Genomic DNA, 21,787 nt, shown 5'->3' on the forward strand with positions numbered 1-21,787 from the left:
GCCGGGAACGACGTGCCCGGGGCCCCGGTGCGAGGCGGCGGGTCAGACCGGGAGCTGGGGGCGTTCGACCGGCTTCGTGCCGGTGATGCGGTGCACGTCGAAGACGCCCTCGACCTTGCGGACCGCCGCCAGGACCTGGGTGAGGTGGCCCGGCTCCGCCATCTCGAAGATGAAGCGGGACACCGCCAGACGGTCGCTGGACGTGGAGACGAACGCGGACAGGATGTTCACGTGGTAGTCGGACAGGACGCGCGTCACGTCCGACAGCAGCCGCGACCGGTCCAGCGCCTCCACCTGGATCTGGACCAGGAACATCGTGTTCGCACCGGCGGTCCACTCCACCTCGACCAGCCGCTCGGGCTGCTTACGCAGCCCGTCCAGGTTCACGCAGTCCGCGCGGTGCACGCTCACGCCCTGGCCGCGGGTCACGAAACCGACGATCTCGTCCCCCGGCACCGGCGTGCAGCACTTCGCCAGCTTGATCCACACGTCCGCCGTGTCCGAGCCCTTGAGCACGACGCCCGGATCGCCGGAACGCACCCGCTTGGGCGTGCGATTCCCGCCGCCGGGGCGCGCGGCCTCGGCGACGTCCTCCGTGGCGCCCTCGTCCCCGCCCAGGGCCTTGACGAGCTTGGACACCACGTGGGCCGCGGAGACGTGCCCCTCGCCCACCGCCGCGTAGAGCGCGGACACGTCGGGGTAGCGCATCTCGTCCGCGAGCCCGACGAGCGTCTCGTGCGTCATGAGCCGCTGGATCGGCAGGCCCTGCTTGCGCATCGCCTTGGCGATCGACTCCTTGCCGGTCTCGATCGCCTCCTCGCGGCGTTCCTTGGTGAACCAGGCGCGGATCTTGTTGCGGGCGCGCGGCGACTTCACGAACGCCAGCCAGTCGTGGCTCGGGCCGGCCGTCTCCGACTTGGACGTGAGGACCGCGACGACGTCGCCGTTCTCCAGCGTCGAGTCCAGCGGCACCAGGCGACCGTTCACGCGGGCACCCATGGTGCGGTGCCCCACCTCGGTGTGCACGGCATACGCGAAGTCGACCGGCGTCGCGCCCGCCGGGAGCGGCATGACGTCGCCCTTGGGCGTGAAGACGTAGACCTCGTCGCCGCCGATCTCGAAGCGCAGCGAGTCGAGGAACTCCGACGGGTCCGCCGTCTCCTTCTGCCAGTCCACGAGCTGGCGCAGCCACGCCATGTCCTGGGCGTGGGTGTCTTCCTTGACCTGGCCGCCGCCGTTGCGGTCCTTGTACTTCCAGTGCGCCGCGACGCCGTACTCGGCGCGGCGGTGCATGTCGTGCGTGCGGATCTGGATCTCCACGGGCTTGCCGCCCGGGCCGATCACCGTGGTGTGCAGCGACTGGTACATGTTGAACTTCGGCATCGCGATGTAGTCCTTGAACCGGCCGGGGACCGGGTTCCACCGCGCGTGCATCGCGCCGAGCGCCGCGTAGCAGTCGCGCACCGTGTCCACCAGGATGCGCGTGCCCACCAGGTCGTAGATCTCCGCGAAGTCGTGGCCGCGCACGATCATCTTCTGGTAGATCGAGTAGTAGTGCTTGGGCCGGCCCATCACCGACGCCTTGATCTTCGCCGAGCGCAGGTCGGACTCGATCTGCCCCCGGACCACGCCCAGGTACTCCTCGCGGGCCGGTGCGCGCTCGGAGACCAGGTGCACGATCTCGTCGTACACCTTGGGGTACAGGTTCTGGAAGGAGAGGTCCTCCAGCTCCCACTTGATCGTGTTCATCCCGAGGCGGTGCGCCAGCGGGGCGTAGATCTCGAGGGTCTCCCGCGCCTTCTTCTCCGCCTTGTGCGGCGGCACGTACTTCCAGGTGCGCGCGTTGTGCAGGCGGTCCGACAGTTTGATGACCAGCACGCGGATGTCCTTGGCCATCGCCACGACCATCTTGCGGACCGTCTCTGCCTGCGCGGCGTCGCCGTACTTCACCTTGTCGAGCTTGGTCACGCCGTCCACGAGCAGCGCGACGTCGTCGCCGAAGTCCTTGCGGAGCTCCTCCAGCGCGTAGTCCGTGTCCTCGACGGTGTCGTGCAGCAGGGCAGCGGCGATCGTGGTGCCCTCGAAGCCGAGCTCCGCCAGGATCGTGGAGACCGCCACCGGGTGCGTGATGTACGGGTCGCCGCTCTTGCGCATCTGCCCGCGGTGCGCGCCCTCTGCGGTGACGTAGGCGCGCTCGACCAGCGTCAGGTCGGCGCGCGGGTGGTTGCTACGGATGACCTGCAGCAACGGCTCGATCGCGGCAGGCGTGGACGAGCCGGCGCGGACCCCGAACCGGGCCAGCCGGTTCCGCAGGCCGGGCACCGGCGTGGGCGTCGAGGCTGACGCGGGCGCCGGCGAGACGTCGTTCTCGGCCATGTGCGTGCCTCCTAACGCCGGCGGGAATGGCTCAGTCTAACGGCCGTGGGGGTCTGACCCGGCCCTACGCCTCTCGCTGCGCGACGGACCCGACCCGCAGCAGAGTAGTCACCTCGTGGCCGTCGAGCCTCTCGCGGCCGTGAAGCGCGGCGAGCTCGAGCAGGAAGGCCAGGCCGGCGACCACGCCGCCGCTGAGCCGCACCAAGGACGCGGCGGCGGCGGCCGTGCCGCCGGTGGCCAGGACATCGTCTACGAGAAGAACACGCGCACCCGCCTCGAGTGTTCCCGACCGCAGCTCGATCGCCGCCGAGCCGTACTCCAGGTCGTAGTCGACCCGCTCGACCGGCGGCGGCAGCTTCCCCGCCTTGCGCAGCGGCACGAACCCGACGCCGAGCTTCGTGGCCAGCGGTGCCCCGAACAGGAACCCGCGGGCCTCGATGCCGGCCACCAGGTCGATCTCGCCGAGCGACCCCGCCGCGGCCACGAACCCGTCCACCACGTCGGCCAGGCCCGCCGCGTCCGCCAGCAGCGGGGTGATGTCGCGGAAGAGGATGCCCTCCTCCGGGTAGTCGGGAACGTCGCGGATCAGGGAGCGCACGCGCGCCGCCCTCCCCGGTTCGAGTCCGGGGAGGGCGGCGGGTGCGATGTCGTCGGTCACGGGAGGTGAGCCTACCTGCCGGGTCCCGGCGGGACCCGGCGTGCCGGACCTCAGCGGCGCTTGCGCCGCGGCTGCGCCGAGTGGCCCTGGTGGCCTCCCGGGATCAGCTGAGCGGTGCCGGCGGCCGCGGCGGCCATGGCGGCCTCCGAGGTGCCCTCGTCCACGAGGTTCTGGCGGGCGGCCAGCACCTTGGCCGTGTGCGCCTTGATCTTCGGGTCACCCTGCCGGAACGTGACGTCCAGCGGAGGCGCCAGGAAGATCGACGACGCGGCGCCGACGATGATGCCGACGAACAAGGACAGTGCCAGGTCCTTCAACGTGCCCGCCCCGAGCAGGAACGCGCCCACGAAGAGGATGCCGGCCACCGGCAGCAGGGCGACCACCGAGGTGTTGATGGACCGGACGAACGTCTGGTTCACCGCGAGGTTGGCCCGCTCGGCGTACGTGCTGCGCGTCTGGTCCAGGATCGACGCCGTGTTCTCACGCACCTTGTCGAACACCACGACCTTGTCGTAGAGCGAGAAGCCGAGGATCGTGAGGAACCCGATGATGGTCGACGGCGTGACCTCCCAGCCGATCACCGCGTACACGCCGGCGGAGACCAGCAGGTCGAGGACGACCGCGACGATCCCGGCCAGCGCCATGCGCCAGGCCCGGAAGTACAGCGCCATGAAGGCCGCCGCCGCCGCGATGAACACGAGCGTGCCGTACAGCGCCTTCATCGAGACGCTCTCTCCCCAGGTGGGGCCGATGAAGCCGGACGTCACCTCGCTGGCGGGCACGCCGTAGGCGTCGGCCAGCGCGTCCCGCACGCCGTTCAGCTCGCCGTCGTCGGTGAGCTCGGCGGTTTGCACGCGCATCGCGCCGGAACCGACCTGGGTGACGAACACCTCCTGGTCGGGCGCGACCGAGTGCACCGCGTCGATGCCCGTGTCCTCGTCGGTGGTCGCCGCGTTGGAGACGACGAACTCCGAGCCTCCGCGGAAGTCGATGCCGAGCTGCAGCCCGAGCAGCGCGATGATCGCGACCGACAGCGCCGCGAAGACGGCGACGATCGAGAACCAGATCCCGCGCTTCTGCATGATCGGGTAGGACCGCTGGCCCGTGTACAGGTCATTGCCCCACTGGGCGAAGTTGAACGCCATCAGAGCTGCTCCTCGTTCTTCGCGGCCTCCGAGGCCTTGCGCTCGGCGGCGCGCCGCTCCGCGATCGTCATCCTGCGGCCGTCAGCCGTCCGGAACGCTTCCGACGAGTTCGCGGCGGGCGGCGCGCTCTGCGGCTGCGCACCCGCGTAGGCAGGCGTGCGCTCGGCACCCTTGCGGGCCTCCTCGACGTCGTCCGACGGCGCGCTGCGCGCACCTGGCTGCCACTCGACCCGTCCGGCGCCCTTGTAGCGCGGGCCGGAGGAGATGTCGAGCCGGTCCGCGGACAGGCCCGACGCCTTGTGGCCGTTGCGGAAGAACGGGATCCGCTCGAGCAGCTCCATCACGGGGTGCGTGAACCAGATCACGACGAGGACGTCGATCACGGTGGTCAGCCCCAGCGTGAACGCGAAGCCGCGCACGCCGCCGACGGTCATGAAGTACAGGATGATCGCCGAGAGCAGGTTGACGGACTTCGCGGCGTAGATCGTGCGACGCGCACGGATCCACCCGCGCTGCACGGCCAGGCGCAGGGAGCGCCCGTCACGCAGCTCGTCCCTGACACGTTCGAAGTACACGATGAACGAGTCCGCCGTGAAGCCGATGGCGACGATCAGACCCGCGACGCCGGGCAGCGACAGGCGGTAGTCCATGCCCCACGACAGGAGCGCGATCGTCACGTACGTCATACCACCGGCGACGACGAGCGAGGCGATGGTCAGCAGGCCGAGCGCGCGGTACTGGAACAGCGAGTAGACGACCACGAGGATCAGGCCGATGAGGCCGGCGAAGAGCCCGCGCTGCAGCTGCTCGGTACCGAGCGTCGCGGAGATCTGGTTCTGCGACTGCACGTCGAAGGTGAGCGGCAGCGAACCGAAGCTCAGCTGGTTGGCCAGCGTCGCGGCCGAGTCTCGGGTGAACGTGCCGGAGATCTCTGCCTGACCGTTCGAGATGATGACGCCCGAGCTGAGCGAAGGAGCCGAGACGACCAGTCCGTCGAGCGTGATCGCGAACTGGTTCTGCGGGGACTGGAGGGCCTGCAGGCGCTCCGTGGTCTCGCGGAACTCCGCGGTGCCCTGGTCGTTGAACGTCAGGTTCACGACCCAGTCGCCCGTCTGCGTGCCGTTCGGGCCGACACCCAGGCCCGAGCTGGCGCCGCTCAGCTCCGTCCCTTCGACCTCGACCGGACCGAGGATGTACTTGGCGACACCCGTCTGGTCGCAGGTGACCAGCGGCAGGTCCGGGTCGCCGCTGCTGCCGCCCTCGAGGTTCTTCGGGTCCGTGCAGTCGAGCTGATCGGCCAGCTCCTGCACGGACGGCGTGATCTGGGCGAGGTCGCTCGCGTCGGTCGGGTCGATGTCCGCGTACTCCGCCGCGATCTTCTTCTGCAGCGCCTCGTCGGAACCCGACGCGGCGTCCGCGTCGGCGTTCTCGCCGTCCGCGTTGTTCTCGCCGTCCGCGTTCTCGGAGCCGGCATCGTCGCCGGACTCCTGCTCCGCGGCGGCGCTGGGATCGGGGGTCGCACGCGGGTCCGCCACGGTCAGCACCGGGCGGAACTTCATCTGCGCGGCCTTGGAGATCAGCGCGATCGTCTCGTCGTCCACCTCGCCGGGGATCTCGACGATGATCTGCCGGTCGCCCTGGACCGCGATGTCCGCCTCGGTGACACCGTTCGCGTCCACGCGCTGGCGGATCACGCCGACGGCCTCTTCCATGGCTTCCGGCGTGATGTCCGAGCCGTCGCTGGTGACGGCCTGGAGCACGATCTGGGTGCCACCCTGCAGGTCGAGGGCAAGGCCCGGGGCGAAGCTCGCCCCACCGGGATTGTCGCTGGAGCGCGCATCGAGCTGTGATCCGGCCACGAGCGCTGCGAAAGGCAGCAGCAACGTGAAGATCGTCATCAGGACGATCGTCCGGACCGGCCGCGAGCGCCGGTTGTCAGTCGCCAACTTGTCGTCTCTTCTCGGGTTGCGCGCCGCTCAGGCGGCGCGGGTTCGGCGCCGCTGCTGACTCACGCCCGCAGCGGCGCGGCCGTCACTTGCCGTCGGTGTCGTCGTCCTTGCGGCCCTGCTGGTCGCGGTACTCGCGCTGGGCGGAGTCGAGACCGGAGATGTCGTCCGGGACGTCGATCACGTCGGGGGCGATGGTACTGCCAGAACCTTCGGGCTCGGTGATCTCGGACTCGTCCGTGTCGTCCGGATCCTCGGCGACCGGCGTCGCGAACTGGGCCGGGACCTCCTTGACGGCCGGCATGACCCAGTCGGTCACGTGGCCGTCCGACGACTCGATGCGCACGATCTGCCGGTCGCTGTCGACGGCGACGACGACCCCGATCATCCCGGACTGGGTCATGACCTCGACGCCGGGCTGCAGGCTCTCGCGGAACTGGGCGGCGGCGCGCTGCTGCTTCCGGCTGCGGCTGGTCGTGAAGAAGAGCATCGCTCCGAGCGCGACGATGAGGATCAGGAATAAGGGGTCCACGATGGTCCAGTCAGTTCGGGGGCACGGTGTACCGCAACAGTCTAGGCGCCGAAGAGCGTGTCCGTCGTCGTCCCTGTGGACGACGTCGCACCGCCCGGCTGCGCCGGGGCTCCCGAGGGCTGCGGCGGGGTGAGGCCGAGGTGCTCCCAGGCCGACGGGGTGGCGACCCGGCCGCGGGGCGTGCGGGCGATGAGGCCCTCGCGCACCAGGTAGGGCTCCGCGACCGTCTCGACGGTGTCGGACTCCTCTCCCACGGTCGCCGCGAGCGTGGTGAGCCCGACGGGGCCGCCGCCGAACCGGGTGCACAGCGCCGTGAGCACCGAACGGTCCAGGCGGTCCAGGCCGATGGCGTCCACCTGGTACACCTGCAGGGCCGCCCGGGCGGCGTGCAGGTCGAGCGTGCCGTCGCCGCGCACCTGCGCCCAGTCCCGCACGCGGCGCAGCAGGCGGTTCGCGACGCGGGGCGTGCCGCGCGAGCGCCCGGCGATCTCGGCGGCGGCGTCGTACGCGACGCCGACCCCGAGCAGGCCCGAGGAGCGCAGGAGCACCTGCTCGAGCTCGTCCGGGGAGTAGAAGTCCATGTGGCCGGTGAACCCGAACCGGTCCCGCAGGGGCGCGGGCAGCAGCCCGGACCGCGTCGTCGCGCCGACGACCGTGAACGGCGGCAGCGCGAGCGGGATGGCCGAGGCGCCCGGGCCCTTGCCCACCACGATGTCCACGCGGAAGTCCTCCATCGCCGAGTACAGCAGCTCCTCGGCGGGCCGGGCGAGGCGGTGGATCTCGTCGATGAACAGCACCTCACCCTCCTCCAGGGAGGAGAGCACGGCCGCCAGGTCCCCGGCGTGCTGGATCGCCGGACCGGAGGTGATCCGCAGGTTCGAACCGATCTCGGCCGCGATGATCATGGCCAGGGTGGTCTTGCCCAGCCCGGGCGGCCCGGACAGCAGCACGTGGTCGGGCACGTTCCCCCGCGCCACGGCGGCGCGCAGCATGAGCGAGAGCTGTTCGCGCACCACGGGCTGTCCCACGAACTCCTCGAGCCGTCGGGGCCGCAGCGCCGCCTCGGCTGCCCGCTCGACGTCGTCGGCCATCATGCCGACGAGGCGCGTCTCGCCGTCTCCCGCGGTGTCCGGGACCGCCTCACCCACGGCTGCCCCCGAGCACGCGCAGCGCCGCGCGCAGCGTGGTGGCGACGTCCGCCGGGTCGACGACGTCGGCCCCCGCCTCCGCGAGCACCTTCGCCACGGCGTCCTCCGCCGCCTTGGCGGGCCAGCCCAGCCCGGTCAGCGCCTCCACGACCTGCCCGGTCCCTGCCCCGGCAGCGTCCGGCCCTGGCCCCGGGCCGGCGGCGGACGGTGCGCCCGCGATCGACGCGGACGGCGGGCCGAGCCGGTCGCCCAGCTCCAGGAGGATGCGCTGGGCACCCTTCCTGCCGATCCCGGGGACTCTCGTGAGCGCGGCGGTGTCCTCCGCGGCGACGGCGCGGCGCAGCACCTCGGGCGGGTGCACGGCGAGCATCGCGAGGGCCAGGCGCGGGCCGACGCCGCTGACGGTCTGCACGATCTCGAACACGTCGCGCTCGTCGGCGTCGGCGAAGCCGTACAGGGTCATGGAGTCCTCGCGCACCACCATGCTGGTGGCGACCCGCGTCTCCTCCCCCGCCCGCAGGCCGGCGAGCGTGCCGGGCGTGGCGTGCACCAGGTAGCCGACGCCGCCGACGTCGAGCACGGCGCGGTCCAGGGTCACGTGCTGGACGACCCCCGTCAGCGATGCGATCACGCCCTGCTCCTTCCGCGGTGGCTCGGTGATCGAGCGGGCCGGGCACGACCCGTCGAACGTCCGTGCGATCTTAGCGCGAGGTACCGGCACGAGCCTCGCATCAGCCGCTGCGGCGTGCCGCCTTCTCCGCGGCCGCCCAGGCGCGCTGCGCCGGGGTCAGCTCGTGCCGCTCCCCGCCCTGCAGAGCACCGGCGGGGCGCCACAGGTGACAGACGGCGAGCGCGAGCGCGTCCGCGGCGTCGGCGGGCCTCGGCGGTTCGTCGAGCCGCAGGATGCTGGTGACCATCTTCGTGACCTGCGCCTTGCCGGCGCGGCCGGAGCCGGTCACGGCGGCCTTGACCTCGCTCGGCGTGTGCAGGGCGACGGGCACGCCGCGGCGTGCGGCGGCGAGCATCGCCAGGCCGGCGACCTGGGCCGTGCCCATGACGGAGGACACGTTGTGCTGGGCGAAGACGCGTTCGACGGCGACGACGTCGGGCACGTGCTCCTCGAGCCACACGTCGAGCCCCTCGGCGATCCGCAGGAGCCGCAGGTCGACCGGCTGACCGGGTTCGGACCGGATCACGCCGACGCCGGCCATCGCGGCGCGCCGCCCGGGGAGGGAGTCGACGACACCGATGCCGCACCTGGTCAGGCCGGGATCCACTCCGAGTACGCGCACTCCCTCACGATCTCACGAACGTCCCGGGGCGCCGGGCACGCGCGCCGCACGGACGTGCCGCACCAACGTGCCGCGGCCCGCCGCGGGGCACCCGGGTGCGGGGCCGTGCGGCGGGCTCGGGCGGCCGTCACTCCTGCGCGTCGAGCGCCTCCATGACGTCGTCGCTCGCGTCGAAGTTGGCGTAGACGTTCTGCACGTCGTCGCTGTCCTCGAGGGCGTCGATGAGCCGGGTGATCTTCCGCGCACCCTCCACCTCGACCTCGACCTGCATCGACGGGTGCCACACCACGTCGGCGGAGTCGTAGTCGATACCGGCCTCCTGGATGGCCGAGCGCACCGGCACGAGGTCCGTCGCCTCGGACATGACCTCGATGACCTCGCCCAGGTCCGTGACCTCCTCGGCGCCCGCCTCCAGCGCGGCCTCCATGACCTCGTCCTCGCCCACGCCGTCGGACTTGGGCACGACGATGAGCCCCTTGCGCGAGAACAGGTAGGAGACCGAGCCCGGGTCGGCGAGCGAGCCGCCGTTGCGGTTGAAGGCGGTGCGGACCTCGGCCGCGGCGCGGTTCTTGTTGTCGGTGAGGCACTCGACCAGGACGGCGATCCCGTCGTTGCCGTACCCCTCGTACAGGATCGTCTGGTAGTCGACGGCGTCGGCGCCCTCGCCGGAGCCGCGCTTGACCGCGCGATCGATGTTGTCGTTCGGGACCGAGGTCTTCTTCGCCTTCTGGATGGCGTCGAAGAGCGTCGGGTTCCCGGCGGGGTCACCACCGCCGGTGCGTGCCGCGACCTCGATGTTCTTGATGAGCTTCGCGAAGAGCTTGCCACGCTTGGCGTCGATCGCCGCCTTCTTGTGCTTGGTCGTGGCCCACTTGGAGTGACCTGACATGTACCTGTTAACTCCTTCGCGAATCTTCGATGATGCGGGCGAACAGGCCGTGCACGCGCGCGTCCCCCGTGATCTCCGGGTGGAAGGCGGTGGCGAGCAGCGGGCCCTGCCGTGCTGCGACGATCTTACCGGCGGCCGCCACCTCGCGGCCCGCCGTGTCGGTGGCGGGGATCCGGGCGAGCACCTCGACGCCGGCACCGGCCTCCTCGATCCACGGCGCGCGGATGAACGCGGTCCGCACGGGGCCACCGCCCTCACCGTCCGAGACCCCCGCCAGCTCCAGGTCGGTCTCGAACGAGTCGACCTGCCGCCCGAACGCGTTGCGCCGTACGACGACGTCCATGCCGCCGAGCGTCTGCTGGTCCGCAGTCCCACCGATGATGCGGTCCGCGAGCAGGATCATGCCCGCGCACGACCCGTACACGGGCAGCCCTTCCTTGATCAGGGCGCGCAGCGGCTCGGCGAGACCGAAGAGGTGCAGCAGCTTGTCGATCGTGGTGGACTCCCCGCCCGGGACGACCAGCCCGTCCACCGCCTCGAGCTCGGTGGTACGACGGACGGGGACGGCACGGGCTCCCACGGTCTCGAGCGCCGCGGCGTGCTCGCGGACGTCGCCCTGCAGGGCGAGGACTCCGACGGTCAGGGTGCGTGTCACGGGAGTCGATCCTATGACGCCTCCGCCGCCCCGCCCTCCTCGATGTCCACCAGCACGTCCAGGGTCCGGGCGAGCGTGCCGCGCAGCCCGCGCTCCCGCGCGACCATCTCGACGCTCTCGTCGCGCAGGGCGAACGCCTCCCGCACCGCCGCGGTGGCCGCCTCGGCACGGCCCAGGCGCCGCAGCACGGTCGCGAGGTTCGTCAGCGCGACGGCGAGGCTGTCCTGGTGGTGCGGCCGCTTCGAGCGCGCCAGGTCCCGCAGCATGCTCACCGCCTCGGTGGCCGGGGCGACGGCGTCGAGCGGCATCCCCACCTCCGTCAGCCGCACGCCCAGACGGGAGAGCGACCGGGCCAGGTCCTCCTCGTAGCGGCCGGGCACACGGCTCGCGAGCTCCCGCCGCAGGCCGACCGCCTCCTCCTCCAGCGGCAGCGCCTCGGCGAACCGGCCGAGCCGCGCGTACGTGACCGCCAGGTTGGAGCAGGAGGTCGCGAGCATGTCGCGGTACCGCTGCGGGGTCTCGTCGGCCAACTCGCGGCGGATCCGCACGGACTCCTCCTCGAGCCCGGCCGCCTCGGCGGCCCGGCCCTGCTCCGACAGCAGGGAACCGAGCCCCGCCAGCGACCACGCGACCAGCCACCGCATCCCGACCGGGTCCTGGCGGGCGAACCGGCGACGGATCGCTAGCGCCTCGCGCGCGGCGGCGACGGCCTCGGCCGGGCGGTCGAGCTGCGCGGCCGCGTCGCTGAGGTTGGACAGCGCGAACGCCAGGTACTGCTCGTGCTCACCAGGACGCCGCAGCGTGAGCCGCCGCCGGATCTCCACCGACTCGCGCAGCCCGTCGATCACCTCGGTCGCCCGTCCGAGCTCGACCTGCCCCACCGTGTTCGCCAGCACGAGCGCGAGCATCGCCTCGTGCGCGGCAGGGTCCCGCAGCACCAGCCGGCGCAGCGTCGCCACCGACGCCGTGTGGCACACCTCCACCTGCTCGGGGCGGCCCAGGAAGTCGTACGCGACCGCCATCCCGTTCAGGGCGCCGGCGAGCACAGGGTCCGTCCACACCCGCTCCTCGGCGGGCGCGGCCCGGCACGCGGCTGCGACCTGCTCGGAGATCTGGAGCGACTCGGTGTACCGCCCCTTGCCGAACATCACCGCCGCGACGACGGTGCGGGCCCCGAGCAGCGGCGCACGATAGCGGTCCGGGTCGCGCCGGGCCAGCTCGCTCCACGCGTCGACGGCGACCGCGGGCGACGGGGGCACGTCGTCGTACCGTTCCGGCGCGCCCAGCGCCCGCGCCAGCGTCGCGATCGCGTCCGCCTGCTCCGGCGTCGCCGTCCCGTCTGCCCCGTACGGGCCGACGAGGGCGGTCAGCCGCTCCGCGAGCCCCACTGCCACGTCCCGCGGCAGCGGCCGGCGGCCGAACAGGCGCAGGACCTGGGCCAGCACCGCCGCGTCGTCGGGCAGGGCGTGGGCGACGCGTTCGAGCAGCACCGTCGCGAGGCGGCCGGCCTCGGGCACTCCCGGGTCGTCGACGTCGAGCCGGAGCGCGAAGAGCGCGACCCGGAACGCCTGCCGGGCGTCCAAGCCCGCGGTGCACGCCCGGACCTGGGCGGGGTCCGCGGCGAGCGTCCGCGCGACGTGCAGCTCGCCGAGCCGCCGCGGCAGGCCGGCGGGCCCCTGCCCGCGCAGCATCGCACCCGCGACCGCCTCGTCCGACGCGGTCCACGACTCGCGCTCCAGGGCGAGCAGCGCCCCGACCCCCCGCGACACGTCCGCGACGCCGCCGCGCAGGTGCGCCACCAGGGCAGCGGTGTGGACGTCCAGCACGGGAGCGGGCCCGGGCGCCTCACGCACCTCGGGCAGGGGGGTGCCCAGGGTGCGCCGCCTGCCCGTGTACCGGGCGAACGCGCGCACCGCGACCGACACCATCGTCTCGGCGGGCACCTGCGGCGGCGCGAGATGCACCTGCGACGTCGGCACCGGCTCCGGGCCGGCCCACAGGTCGCAGGCCCAGCGCAGCCTGGTCCACCACTCCCGTCCGGTGCGGCACAGCAGGACCACCCGCAGCCGCGTCTCGCCGGCGGCGAGGACTCCCAGCTGCTCGGACAGGTGCGGGTGCGCCCCGGCGTCGTCGACCACCACGAGCACGCGGCGGCCGTGGCAGGCGGCCGCGACCTCGGCGGGAGTGTCGTCCGGCTCGGGCCACACGCACGTCCAGCCGCGCCGGCGCATCCGGGCGGCGAGCTCGACGGCGAGCCGGGACTTGCCCGCCCCGCCCGCACCGGTGATGCAGCGCACCTGGATCCGAGGCCGCTCCCGGCACCAGGAGTGGAGCTCCTCGAGCTCGGCGTCGCGCCCCGTCAGCGGCACGACGCGGAGCGCCGGGTCGAGCAGCCCGGCCGCCGAGAGCTTCGCGCGGCGTGCGCGCAGGCGGCTGTCGGAACGGGAAGGACGCCACATGGTCACATTGAAGCCCATGAACGTCCTGTTCGCGCTGTGGTGGTGTGGCATCTGCGTGATCCGTGCCTCGGCAGCTCCAGGGCGATGTCCGCAAGCACGCGCACGGGCACGCAACGGCACGCCGGCTGCGCGCCACGACCTGCCTCAGACGCACAGGGCGACCACGGCCACGGTGTAGGTGAGCTGGTTCGACTCCGCCGACGCCCAGGTGGTGCCCGGGAACTCCCGTTGCGCCACGACCCAGAACGTGCCGCCGGAGATCGGCGAGGTCGTGGTGAACTGCGTGCCGGTCACCACCTCGGTGCTCGACCCGCCCGGGCCGTGGTGCACGACATAGCTCGTGGCACCGTCGACAGCGGCCCACTGGAACGTGACCGTGAGGACCCCGAGGGCCCCGCAGGTCGCGGTCGTCGCCGGGACGGCCCCTGTCCCGAGCGTCCCGGACCGGACCGTGCCCTGGTCGGTCCACCAGGCCCACGCGGGCACGGTGCCGGCGCCGAGCAGCAGCACGGCCAGCAGCACCGCCCCGGCCCGGAGCCGCGCGCCCCTCACGGCGCGCCCGCCTGCCGCGCCGTCAGCGCGAACGCGACGCTGGTGCTCTGGCCCTGCACGCTGCTCGGGGCGTCACCGTCCAGGCCCAGCTCCACGCACAGGCTCAGCGTGCCGTCCGCCGGGATCGTCACGTCCGTGAGGAACGGTGCCGGCGTGACCGTGACCGGCTGCCTCGTCACCACGGCCGTCCCCGAACAGGTGCCCCTGCGCAGCCCGTCCACCGTCGTGTTGGTGGGCAGGCCGTCACGAGTCACGGACAGCAGCAGGTCGGGACCCAGTCCTGCCGACGCCGCCACGGCCGTGCCGCTCACCGTCAGGTCCGCCGTGCCCGCGGCGCGCAGCACCACCGCCCGCGCCACGCTCTCCCCCGGAAAGGTCCCGGACAGCGTGAGCGTCGAGTGCGTCCATGTGCCGCCGGCCCCCACCAAGAACTGCTCCGACTCCGTCTCCCCGCCGGTCAGGTCCATGCTGCCCGATGCCATCGGGGGCGCCTGCGCCGTCGTCGTCGCGGTCCACCACGCCCAGGCCACGCCCCCGCTCGCGCAGAACGCGAGGACGAGCAGCGCCACGAGACCGACCCGGTACCGCGCCTCAACCACGACGCCTCCGCATCGCCACGCCCGCCAGCACGGCGGCCGCGGCCAGGAGCAGCAGCGGGAGCACGGTCGGACCGGTCGGCGCCAGCGACCCGTCGCACTCCGCCGCCTCCGGCGGCGCGCACGCACCGGACCCTCCTGGGCCCGGCACCGCGCCCGTACCGCCCGTGCCCGGAGGCCGGCCCGGATCCAACGCGGCCAGCTCGGTCAGCGTCACCAGCACGTCCAGCGGCACCCGCTCACCCTGCACCGCGTTCGTCGCCCCCGCCGCGAACGCCACCTCGACGCTCACCGGCACCACCTCGCCGGGCGCCAGGACGACCGGGGCCGGACGGGCGCCCGGGTCCCAGGGGGCGTCCCCGAACCGGGTGCGGAAAGACAGCTCTCCGGCCAGCTCCTCCGCCCCCGCACGCGGCCCCGGCTCCACCAGCACGTGCGCCTGCCCGCGCGCCCGGGAACCCGACTCGTTGCGCACGTAGAAGGTCGCCACCGACACGTCGCCCGGGACCCAGCGCAGGTCCTGGCCGAACAGTGGCGAGACGCTCTCCCGGGTCCACGTCTCGCCGTCGAGGCTCAGCCCCACCGCCGGCGCGGTCGCACCCGCCTCCGGCACGCGCTCCGCTGCCGACGCCGCCCGAGCCTGGAGCCCGGCCACCGTCACCACCCCGGCCAGCACGACCACGAGCGCCAGGCCCACCGCTGCCGGACCCGGTCCCGCGCCAGGCCCGGGAGCCGGCGCCGAACGCTTCACCGCGGCGGGCGCCGGTGCGCCGCCCGCCGGTTCGGCGCCGCCCGGCGCGCCGCCCGCCTCCTTCGGCTCCGCGCCGGGCTGCCGGCGCTCGCGGACCACCAGGACGACCTGCCGGGCCGCGTAGGCGAGCAGCAGCAGGACGAGCACGCCGACGACGAGGTCTCGCTGGCCACCGGTCAGCACGGCGCCGGCGCGCCCCAGGTAAGGCACGGAGTACCAGAGACTGCCCTGCAGCTGGACCGCGCGGACGGGGCGGACGTCGGCGGCGTCGTTGGCGTCCCCCCGGGTCACGAACGTGGGCTCGCCGGAGGTGGCCGAGCCCACGCCGACCACGCGGTGCGTGGCCACCGCCGGCTCGCCCGAGCGGAGCTGGTAGGTGACGACGTCGCCGATCCGGATGTTCGCCGGGGCCACGGGGCGCACGACGACGAGCGTCCCGGCGGGCAGCGCCGGCGCCATCGAGTCGCTCAGCACCACGTACGGGGTGGCGCCCGTCAGGCGGGGCAGAAGCACCCCGGCGACGAGAGCCGCTCCGCCGACCACGATCACGATCACCGCGACGACGCGCCCCACGAAGCGGAGCACGGTGCGCATGTCAGACTTCGGGCTCCGAGTGCGCCTGCGTCAGGGTGACCGTCACGGACGCGAGCGCGGCGACGAGCTGCTCCACCGTCGACTGGGACGCGTTCGTCGCCCCCGGCCCGTCGAACGCGACGCCCAGGTTCACCTCGACGGTGTCGCCGGCCGCGATCGGCGCGGGGAGCGTGGGCTCGGCGTCGTTCACCGTGAAGGTCGGTTCGTCGAGCGTGAGCTCGGCCGTCAGGGCGTTGTCCGCCTCCCAGGCAGGCGCACCCACCTCCACGGCGCCGAGGGCCAGGTGCTGCCCCTCGCCGCCGATCGTGTAGACGCACTCGAGGGTGACGGTGTCGCCGGGCACGATCGCACTGCCCCCGGTCAGCGGCGTGCCGTCGTCGAGCGTCCACTCGTCGTCGCACACCGAGCTGGTCACCGAGAAGCTGCCGGCGACGATGTCCGGTCCCTCGGCGGTGCCCTCCGCGGTCCAGAACGCTAGCGTGCCCGCCCCGCCGAGCAGGAGCACGGCGGCCCCGCCCGTGGCGATCGCTGCCTTCGTGAGTCTCTGCATGGTCCCCGAGCCCCCTGTTTCTCGTTGTCCTGCAGATTTCACAGTAGGCGGGATGACCGCCTCCCGCACGACGACGCCGTCGCCCGGGCGCCGCACCGCCACACCGGCGACGGTAATGTCCGTCCCGTCCGCCCGCCGGAGCGCCGACGCCGTTCGCAAGCCCGGAAGAGAATGTCCTTTACTCGCGCCCGGATCGCACGGTGACGGCGTCCTTGCGTGCTCCGTCCTTGGGCAGCTGACCCTCGATGTCGGCAAGCACGCGCACCGAGCGCGCAAGGTCGTCCCCGAACCGCCGCTGGTCCACGGCGGCGAGCCGGTCCCGGATCCGCACCGCCTCCCGCGCGGACGCCGCGGCCGAGACGTGCCGCCGCTGCTCCGCGAGCGCCACGGAGAGCGCGGTCAGCGCCGAGGCAAGGCCTGGCAGGTGCTTCTCCGGGTACTCCTTGCGGAGCTCGCGCAGCGCGCCGACCGCCTCGTGCAGGGGTCCGACAGCCTCCTGGGACCGGCCGAGGTCCGTGAGCGTCGCGCCGAGGTTGGCCAGCGCGGTCGCCAGGTCGGGGAGGTACTGCGTGCGGTCGTCCCGGGCCAGCCGACGCACGAGGGACACGGCCTCCTGCGTGGGGCCGACGGCGTCCTCGGTCCGTCCCATGTCGGAGTACCGCACGCCCAGGTTCGACAACGACCGGGCGAGGTACTGCCGGTGATGTCCCGCGGACTGCTCGGCCAGGTCGCGGCGGATCTCCACCGCCTCCTGCTCCAGCCGCAGGGCGTCGCCGAACCTCCCGAGCCGGGAGTACGTGACACCGAGGTTCGAGCACGACGTCCCGAGCTGCTCGCTGTAGCGGTCGGGAGACGCCTCGGTGAGCTCGCGACGGATCGAGAGCGCCTCCTCCTCGAGCGCCAGCGCCTCGTGCGGGCGCCCCTGCTCGGACAGCAGCAGGCCGACGCCGGACAGCGACCACGCGAGCTCGAAGCGCAGCCCCGGGGCACCCCCCTTGCCCACCGCGGACGCCGCTCGCACCGCGCGCCGGCGCAGCGCGAGCGCCTCCTGGCCGGCGGCCAGGGCCTCGGCGCCCTGGCCCAGCGCGGCGAGCGCGTGGCTGAGGTTCGACAGGCTGTACGCCAGGTGCCGCTCGAAGGCGTCCGGTCGCTTGCGGGCCAGCCGCCGCCTGATCGCAGCGGACTCGCGCAGGCCCGCCAGCGCCTCGGCCGGCCTGCCCTGGTTCACCCGGATCAAGAGGTTCGACTGGACGAGCGCGAGCGTCTCCTCGTACGCCACGGGATCCTGGCCGACCAGGCCGCGGAGCAGCTCGACCGCGCGGTCGTGGTACCAGCGGGTCGCGTCCACCCGGCCCGGCCGGCCGGTGGTCACCTCGAGCATGTACATGCCCCACGCCAGGTCCGGCTCCGTCCACAGGGCCTCGGCCTCCGGGACGGCGCTCCACGCGGTCACGCACTCGTCCACGAGCGCGGCCACCTCCCGGGACCTGCCCACCTTCGCCGACGTGACGGCCAGGTCGCGCTTCGCGCGCCAGAGCCCGACCCGGCAGCGCACCGGGTCGCGGTCCGCGAGCCGGCGCCACATCGCCTCGGCCAGCGCGGCGGGCTCACGGGCCTCGTCCCAGCGGCCCGCCTCGTCCAGCGCACGTGACCAGGCGCCGAGCGCCTCGGCCTCGCTCGTCGTGTCGCGGTGGCCGACGGGCCGGGCGTCCGCGGCGGGCCCGTCGTCGGCTCCTGCTGCGGACGGCACCGCCGCAGCCCCCTTCTCAGCCCTGGCCTGCGTCTCGGCGATCACCCGCACGAGCCGGGACGCCAGGTTCACCGCCTGCGCCACGGGGACCGGGCGCCGGGCGAACATCCGCAGGACCCGTTCCAGGTACTCCGGGTCGTCCGGCAGCTGGGGCATCACCCGCTCCAGGATCGCAGCGGTCAGCCGGCCCGCCCCGGTCACCGCCGGGGTGTCGATGTCCAGGCGGAACGCGAAGCGCGCGGCCGCGACCGCCTCGTCGGGCGTGAGCTGCGCGGTGCAGACCTCGGTCATCCCGGGTGCGGCGGTCAGCGTCCGCGCCACGTGCAGCTCGGCGAGCCGGTCGGGCAGCCCGCGCGGGTCACCGCAGAGCAGAGCCCGGGCGACCACCGCGTCCGTGTCCTCCCACCGGTCCCGCTCGTGGTCCAGGAGCGCACCGGGGCCCCGGACGACGTCGACCACGGCCGCGGCACCGTCCGTGTCCTCTCGGGCCAGGACCGCCAGGACCGCGGCGTGCACGTCGCCGAAGCGCGGCGGCTCCGCGTCGCCGGGCAGGTCGCCGATCATCAGGTCGGGAGTCTCCTTCCCGAGCCGGGCCGCGAACGCCGAGGCGGCGGAGTGGACCGTCCGGTCCAGGTCCTGGCCCGGCGGCCCGACGTGGGCGATCGTCGTCGGCGCCGACGACGGGTCCTCCGCCCACAGCGCGCTCGCCCAGCGCAGTCTCGTCCACCAGTGCCGGCCGGTCCTCGCGAGCAGCAGCACGCGCAGCCGGCTGACGTCCGCGCCGCGGAGCGCGCCGAGCTGGTCGGGGAGCCGAGGGAACGACCCGGCGTCGTCGACGACGACGAGCGTCCGGGCGCCGCGGCACGCCTCGGCCAGGTCGCGGGGGTCGTCGGCGGGGTCGAGCCGGACCGTGCGCCAGCGGCGCCGGGCCAGGCGGGAGCTCAGCTCCACGCCGAGCCGGGACTTGCCGCTGCCGCCCATACCGGTCAGGAGCCGGACCCGCACCGGGTCGGTACCTCCCGCCCAGGTGCCGAGCTCGGCCATCTCGGCGTCACGCCCGGCGAACGGCACGATCCGCAGCGCCGGATCGAGGAGGCGCACGGGACCTCCGTCGGGCAGCGAGGATCTCACCACCGACGACCTGCGGCCGTTCCAGCCATCTCGCCCGCGCACGCGCAACACGGGGGCAAGTCAACCGCAACCGGTGCACTCAGCACCAGGACATGCAGGTAACAACCGTGCGACGTGGGGGCGGAAGGGGACGGCACGGAGGAATCCGGCGCGGGCCGGGTCAGTCGTCCTGCCGGCCCAGATCACGAGTCGTGCCGTCCCAGCCGGCGGCGAGGACGTCGAGCACCTCCGGCAGCTCCGGCGGGAACACCTCCAGCGGCTGGCCGCGCAGCTCCGCGGCCGACAGCCACGCCAGGTCGTCCAGCACCTCACGCTCGACGTCCGTCCAGCCCGCGCGGTCCGGCGTGTGCCCACCGGTCAGGCGGGCGAGGAAGAACACCTCGTGCTGCCGGCAGGTCTCCGCGAAGAAGTCGAAGATGCCGGTGCGGGTGAGCACGGGACCGACCAGTTCGCCGGCCGACAGCGTCAGGCCCGCCTCTTCCCGGACCTCTCGCACCGCTGCCTCGACCGCCGTCTCCCCCATGTCGATGCCACCGCCCAGCGTGAACCACCAGGAACGTTCCGGCTGGTCCACGTCGTGGCCGCGCACCAGAAGCGCGCGGCCCTCCTCGTCCAGCAGGATCACGCGCGCCGCATCGCGCTCGCGGAGGCCGTCCGGCGCGGTGCGCCAGTCCGGGCCCAGAGAGCGGGTCAGACCGTCAGAGCTCATGGGGCACATCTTTCCAGGCGCGCGGGCGCCGGAACCTGCGCCCGGCCCCGCGACAGATACCGACTGATTGCGACATCACGCCAGATGAGCCGTCGGCTCGGTGTCGACGGCGGGCAAGTCACTGTTCTAGGGAAGGAGCCCCTTCTCGTAGGCCCAGGAGAACAGGCTCTCCCCGGAATCCACGGGAAGGTACATGTCCGTGGCAAGCAGGTCGTCGACGATCTGAGCCGCAACCGCGCGGTCACGATCCAGCAGAGCCTTGTACGCCTCGACAACGATCCAGAGCGTGTCGATCGTGGGGACCCCCAGACGATCCGCCTGCGCGACTCCCGCACGGTCGTCGAGTACCGCGATCAGGCCTCGGTGGTGGGCACAGGCAACGACCGCGCTCTCGCCGAGGTGTTGGAGCGGCCTGCCACCGAGCTGTGCCTTGATCTCGAGCTGGGTCCATGCCTCACCCTCGGTCAGCACGACCGTCGTCGCCCAGGCCACAGACTCCACCGGTACGATGTCCGGGTAGTTCTGGCACCCAGCCTCGATCTCCGATACGACCTCGCCTGGAACGAGCACGATCCCATCCGGCGCGAGTCGCGGGATGAGGTCGGCATGCCCTGCCCGGTGAAGGTGCGTGTACGTGCTCGTGTCCATGACCCAGCGCGTCGGCCCGGTCATGCGTGGCCCTCGAACGACCTCCGAAGGTCTTCGCGCGATCCGCCCACCATCGACGGCAGATCGTCGATGGTCAACGTCCCTCGCAGCAACTCGACCGCACGGTCGGCGGTCAGTCGACCGTCGGCGAAGCCGTTTACACAAGCAGATGCCAACTGCGGTGAGACGGACGGGACGGCCAGGTCCTCCAACCAGTTGAGACCAAGTCGGAGGTAGTCGCCGGCTCGTGGCTCGTTGACGCTCAACTCTTCCCGCTGCTCGTGCGTGATCAAGTCAAGGTTGCGAAGCTGTCCGATCGCCGCGGACCAGCTCACCTGGAACTCAGCTGCGACGAAGAGCGCTCGATCGCGAACCGGACGCGCATCGTGCTCGTTCCACACCCACGCGACTCCAGACCTTGGGGCCAGAAGATGGATCGCCAGGGCGTTGAGGAGCTTCTCGCTCTCCAAGGGGGCTTGGGCATCATAGGCGTCACCCGTGAGCCAGTGCGCGAGTTCATGGGCAAGAGTCATCCGGCGGCGCCCGGATGGCATGTCGCCGTTGATGACTGCGGCCCCGAGAGACTCCCCTCCCACTTCGACCTCCACGCATCCACCATCAGGGCCGCCTGGCCCGAGTGGCGCCACGAATGTGAACAGACCAAGTCTTTCAGCGAACGAGCCGATGTCCAGTACCGGCCCAGAGTCCAGGCCAAGCTGACGCCGGACGCTCTCCGCCATGCGTTCCGCCTGAACGTATGTTCGCGGGGTCCGCGCACCGTTCGCGCGCCCCGGCGAATGCAGAACCTTGAGCTCGACCAAGATCCGCAGGTCGGCAGCGAACTGCTCGATCTCAACATCCAGCACGTCGGTCGTGTCATGCGCAGAGCCCGATCCGCGCGTGTCTGTCCGTCGGCTGATGACAGACGGGAGCGCTGGTGCCACGAAGTATGAAAGTGGTCTCTGCACCGCCTCAGCAACCGCAACGAGTTCCTGGACGCTGAGGTTGCGCTCACCGCTCTCGAGCCTGCTGATTGCAGTCCTGTCCAGGTCAACTTTTCGGGCGAGACCATCCTGCGTCATTCTTGCAAGCTCTCTCGCTCGCGCCAGTCTCTGGCCGAGCAACACCTTGTCCATGTGTGTGATTTTCACACACCGAGCACTGCGGCGTCGACACCATGCCAGGACGGATCGGACCTCTCGAGGCCCCGACCCGCGACTCGTAGGGGTGTTCCGGGCTGCCGCCGTCAACGGGCGGCAGATCAGTTCCCTACTCTGCGACCGTAGCCGGGGTGAACCCAACTTCCGTCAGGACCTCGATGGCAGCTCCGCCGTCGCCATACACGACGGTCCCGCTCGCCCAATCCAGCTCGACGTCGTCCAGCAGCGAAAACGCTCCAGACGCCA

The 21,787-nt window shown here is 72.6% G+C and carries 19 protein-coding genes; all 19 read right to left on the minus strand.

Annotated features, from left to right (window positions below):
- Nucleotides 1-42: 42 nt before the first annotated feature.
- The 19 genes from ACYU96_RS12340 to ACYU96_RS12430 all read right to left on the minus strand — a co-directional run bounded on the left by ACYU96_RS12340 (nucleotide 43) and on the right by ACYU96_RS12430 (nucleotide 21,517).
- The gene (locus ACYU96_RS12340; RefSeq protein ID WP_460753622.1) at nucleotides 43-2,376 is read right to left on the minus strand and encodes a RelA/SpoT family protein; all 2,334 of its coding nucleotides are present in this window, start codon (nucleotides 2,374-2,376) and stop codon (nucleotides 43-45) included.
- A 64-nt stretch (nucleotides 2,377-2,440) separates the two neighbouring features.
- On the minus strand, nucleotides 2,441-3,034 hold the full coding sequence (locus ACYU96_RS12345; RefSeq protein ID WP_460753624.1) for an adenine phosphoribosyltransferase: 594 nt from the start codon (nucleotides 3,032-3,034) through the stop codon (nucleotides 2,441-2,443).
- A gap of 50 nt (nucleotides 3,035-3,084) precedes the next feature.
- Nucleotides 3,085-4,179, minus strand: a complete 1,095-nt coding sequence (gene secF / locus ACYU96_RS12350; protein ID WP_460753627.1) for a protein translocase subunit SecF — start codon at nucleotides 4,177-4,179, stop codon at nucleotides 3,085-3,087.
- A complete protein-coding gene (secD, locus tag ACYU96_RS12355) occupies nucleotides 4,179-6,077 on the minus strand; it encodes a protein translocase subunit SecD (RefSeq protein WP_460753630.1) in 1,899 nt (632 codons plus the stop codon). The genes secF and secD overlap by 1 nt, the downstream gene beginning before the upstream one ends.
- A gap of 133 nt (nucleotides 6,078-6,210) precedes the next feature.
- The gene (gene yajC, locus ACYU96_RS12360; protein ID WP_460753632.1) at nucleotides 6,211-6,657 is read right to left on the minus strand and encodes a preprotein translocase subunit YajC; all 447 of its coding nucleotides are present in this window, start codon (nucleotides 6,655-6,657) and stop codon (nucleotides 6,211-6,213) included.
- A 41-nt stretch (nucleotides 6,658-6,698) separates the two neighbouring features.
- Nucleotides 6,699-7,751: a Holliday junction branch migration DNA helicase RuvB gene (gene ruvB, locus ACYU96_RS12365; RefSeq protein WP_460754620.1), complete on the minus strand. Its 1,053-nt coding sequence runs from the start codon at nucleotides 7,749-7,751 to the stop codon at nucleotides 6,699-6,701.
- Nucleotides 7,752-7,797: 46 nt separating this feature from the next.
- Entirely contained in the window at nucleotides 7,798-8,436 is a 639-nt protein-coding gene (ruvA, locus tag ACYU96_RS12370) for a Holliday junction branch migration protein RuvA (protein WP_460753635.1), read from the minus strand.
- A 100-nt stretch (nucleotides 8,437-8,536) separates the two neighbouring features.
- Entirely contained in the window at nucleotides 8,537-9,097 is a 561-nt protein-coding gene (ruvC, locus tag ACYU96_RS12375) for a crossover junction endodeoxyribonuclease RuvC (protein ID WP_460753638.1), read from the minus strand.
- 127 nt (nucleotides 9,098-9,224) lie between these two features.
- Nucleotides 9,225-9,986, minus strand: coding sequence for a YebC/PmpR family DNA-binding transcriptional regulator (locus ACYU96_RS12380; protein WP_460753640.1), 762 nt, complete (start codon nucleotides 9,984-9,986; stop codon nucleotides 9,225-9,227).
- Between the two features lie 7 nt (nucleotides 9,987-9,993).
- Entirely contained in the window at nucleotides 9,994-10,641 is a 648-nt protein-coding gene (gene pdxT / locus ACYU96_RS12385) for a pyridoxal 5'-phosphate synthase glutaminase subunit PdxT (RefSeq protein ID WP_460753643.1), read from the minus strand.
- Nucleotides 10,642-10,652: 11 nt separating this feature from the next.
- Nucleotides 10,653-13,100, minus strand: coding sequence for a tetratricopeptide repeat protein (locus tag ACYU96_RS12390; protein ID WP_460753645.1), 2,448 nt, complete (start codon nucleotides 13,098-13,100; stop codon nucleotides 10,653-10,655).
- Nucleotides 13,101-13,244: 144 nt separating this feature from the next.
- Nucleotides 13,245-13,652 (minus strand): hypothetical protein, encoded by a 408-nt coding sequence (locus ACYU96_RS12395; RefSeq protein ID WP_460753647.1) that lies wholly within the window; start codon nucleotides 13,650-13,652, stop codon nucleotides 13,245-13,247.
- Nucleotides 13,649-14,251 (minus strand): hypothetical protein, encoded by a 603-nt coding sequence (locus ACYU96_RS12400; RefSeq protein ID WP_460753650.1) that lies wholly within the window; start codon nucleotides 14,249-14,251, stop codon nucleotides 13,649-13,651. Before ACYU96_RS12400 ends, ACYU96_RS12395 begins: the two co-directional genes overlap by 4 nt.
- Nucleotides 14,244-15,593: a signal peptidase I gene (locus ACYU96_RS12405; protein ID WP_460753652.1), complete on the minus strand. Its 1,350-nt coding sequence runs from the start codon at nucleotides 15,591-15,593 to the stop codon at nucleotides 14,244-14,246. The genes ACYU96_RS12400 and ACYU96_RS12405 overlap by 8 nt, the downstream gene beginning before the upstream one ends.
- A gap of 1 nt (nucleotide 15,594) precedes the next feature.
- Nucleotides 15,595-16,143, minus strand: a complete 549-nt coding sequence (locus tag ACYU96_RS12410; protein WP_460753655.1) for an alternate-type signal peptide domain-containing protein — start codon at nucleotides 16,141-16,143, stop codon at nucleotides 15,595-15,597.
- 178 nt (nucleotides 16,144-16,321) lie between these two features.
- Nucleotides 16,322-18,994 (minus strand): tetratricopeptide repeat protein, encoded by a 2,673-nt coding sequence (locus ACYU96_RS12415; protein WP_460753658.1) that lies wholly within the window; start codon nucleotides 18,992-18,994, stop codon nucleotides 16,322-16,324.
- A gap of 190 nt (nucleotides 18,995-19,184) precedes the next feature.
- Nucleotides 19,185-19,733 carry an NUDIX hydrolase gene (locus ACYU96_RS12420; protein WP_460753660.1) on the minus strand — a complete coding sequence of 183 codons (549 nt, stop codon included), beginning with the start codon at nucleotides 19,731-19,733 and terminating at the stop codon, nucleotides 19,185-19,187.
- A 126-nt stretch (nucleotides 19,734-19,859) separates the two neighbouring features.
- Entirely contained in the window at nucleotides 19,860-20,381 is a 522-nt protein-coding gene (locus ACYU96_RS12425) for a hypothetical protein (RefSeq protein WP_460753663.1), read from the minus strand.
- Between the two features lie 20 nt (nucleotides 20,382-20,401).
- The gene (locus ACYU96_RS12430) at nucleotides 20,402-21,517 is read right to left on the minus strand and encodes a helix-turn-helix domain-containing protein (RefSeq protein ID WP_460753665.1); all 1,116 of its coding nucleotides are present in this window, start codon (nucleotides 21,515-21,517) and stop codon (nucleotides 20,402-20,404) included.
- Between the last annotated feature and the right edge of the window lie 270 nt (nucleotides 21,518-21,787).

The sequence above is a fragment of the Myceligenerans cantabricum genome (genome assembly GCF_054777735.1).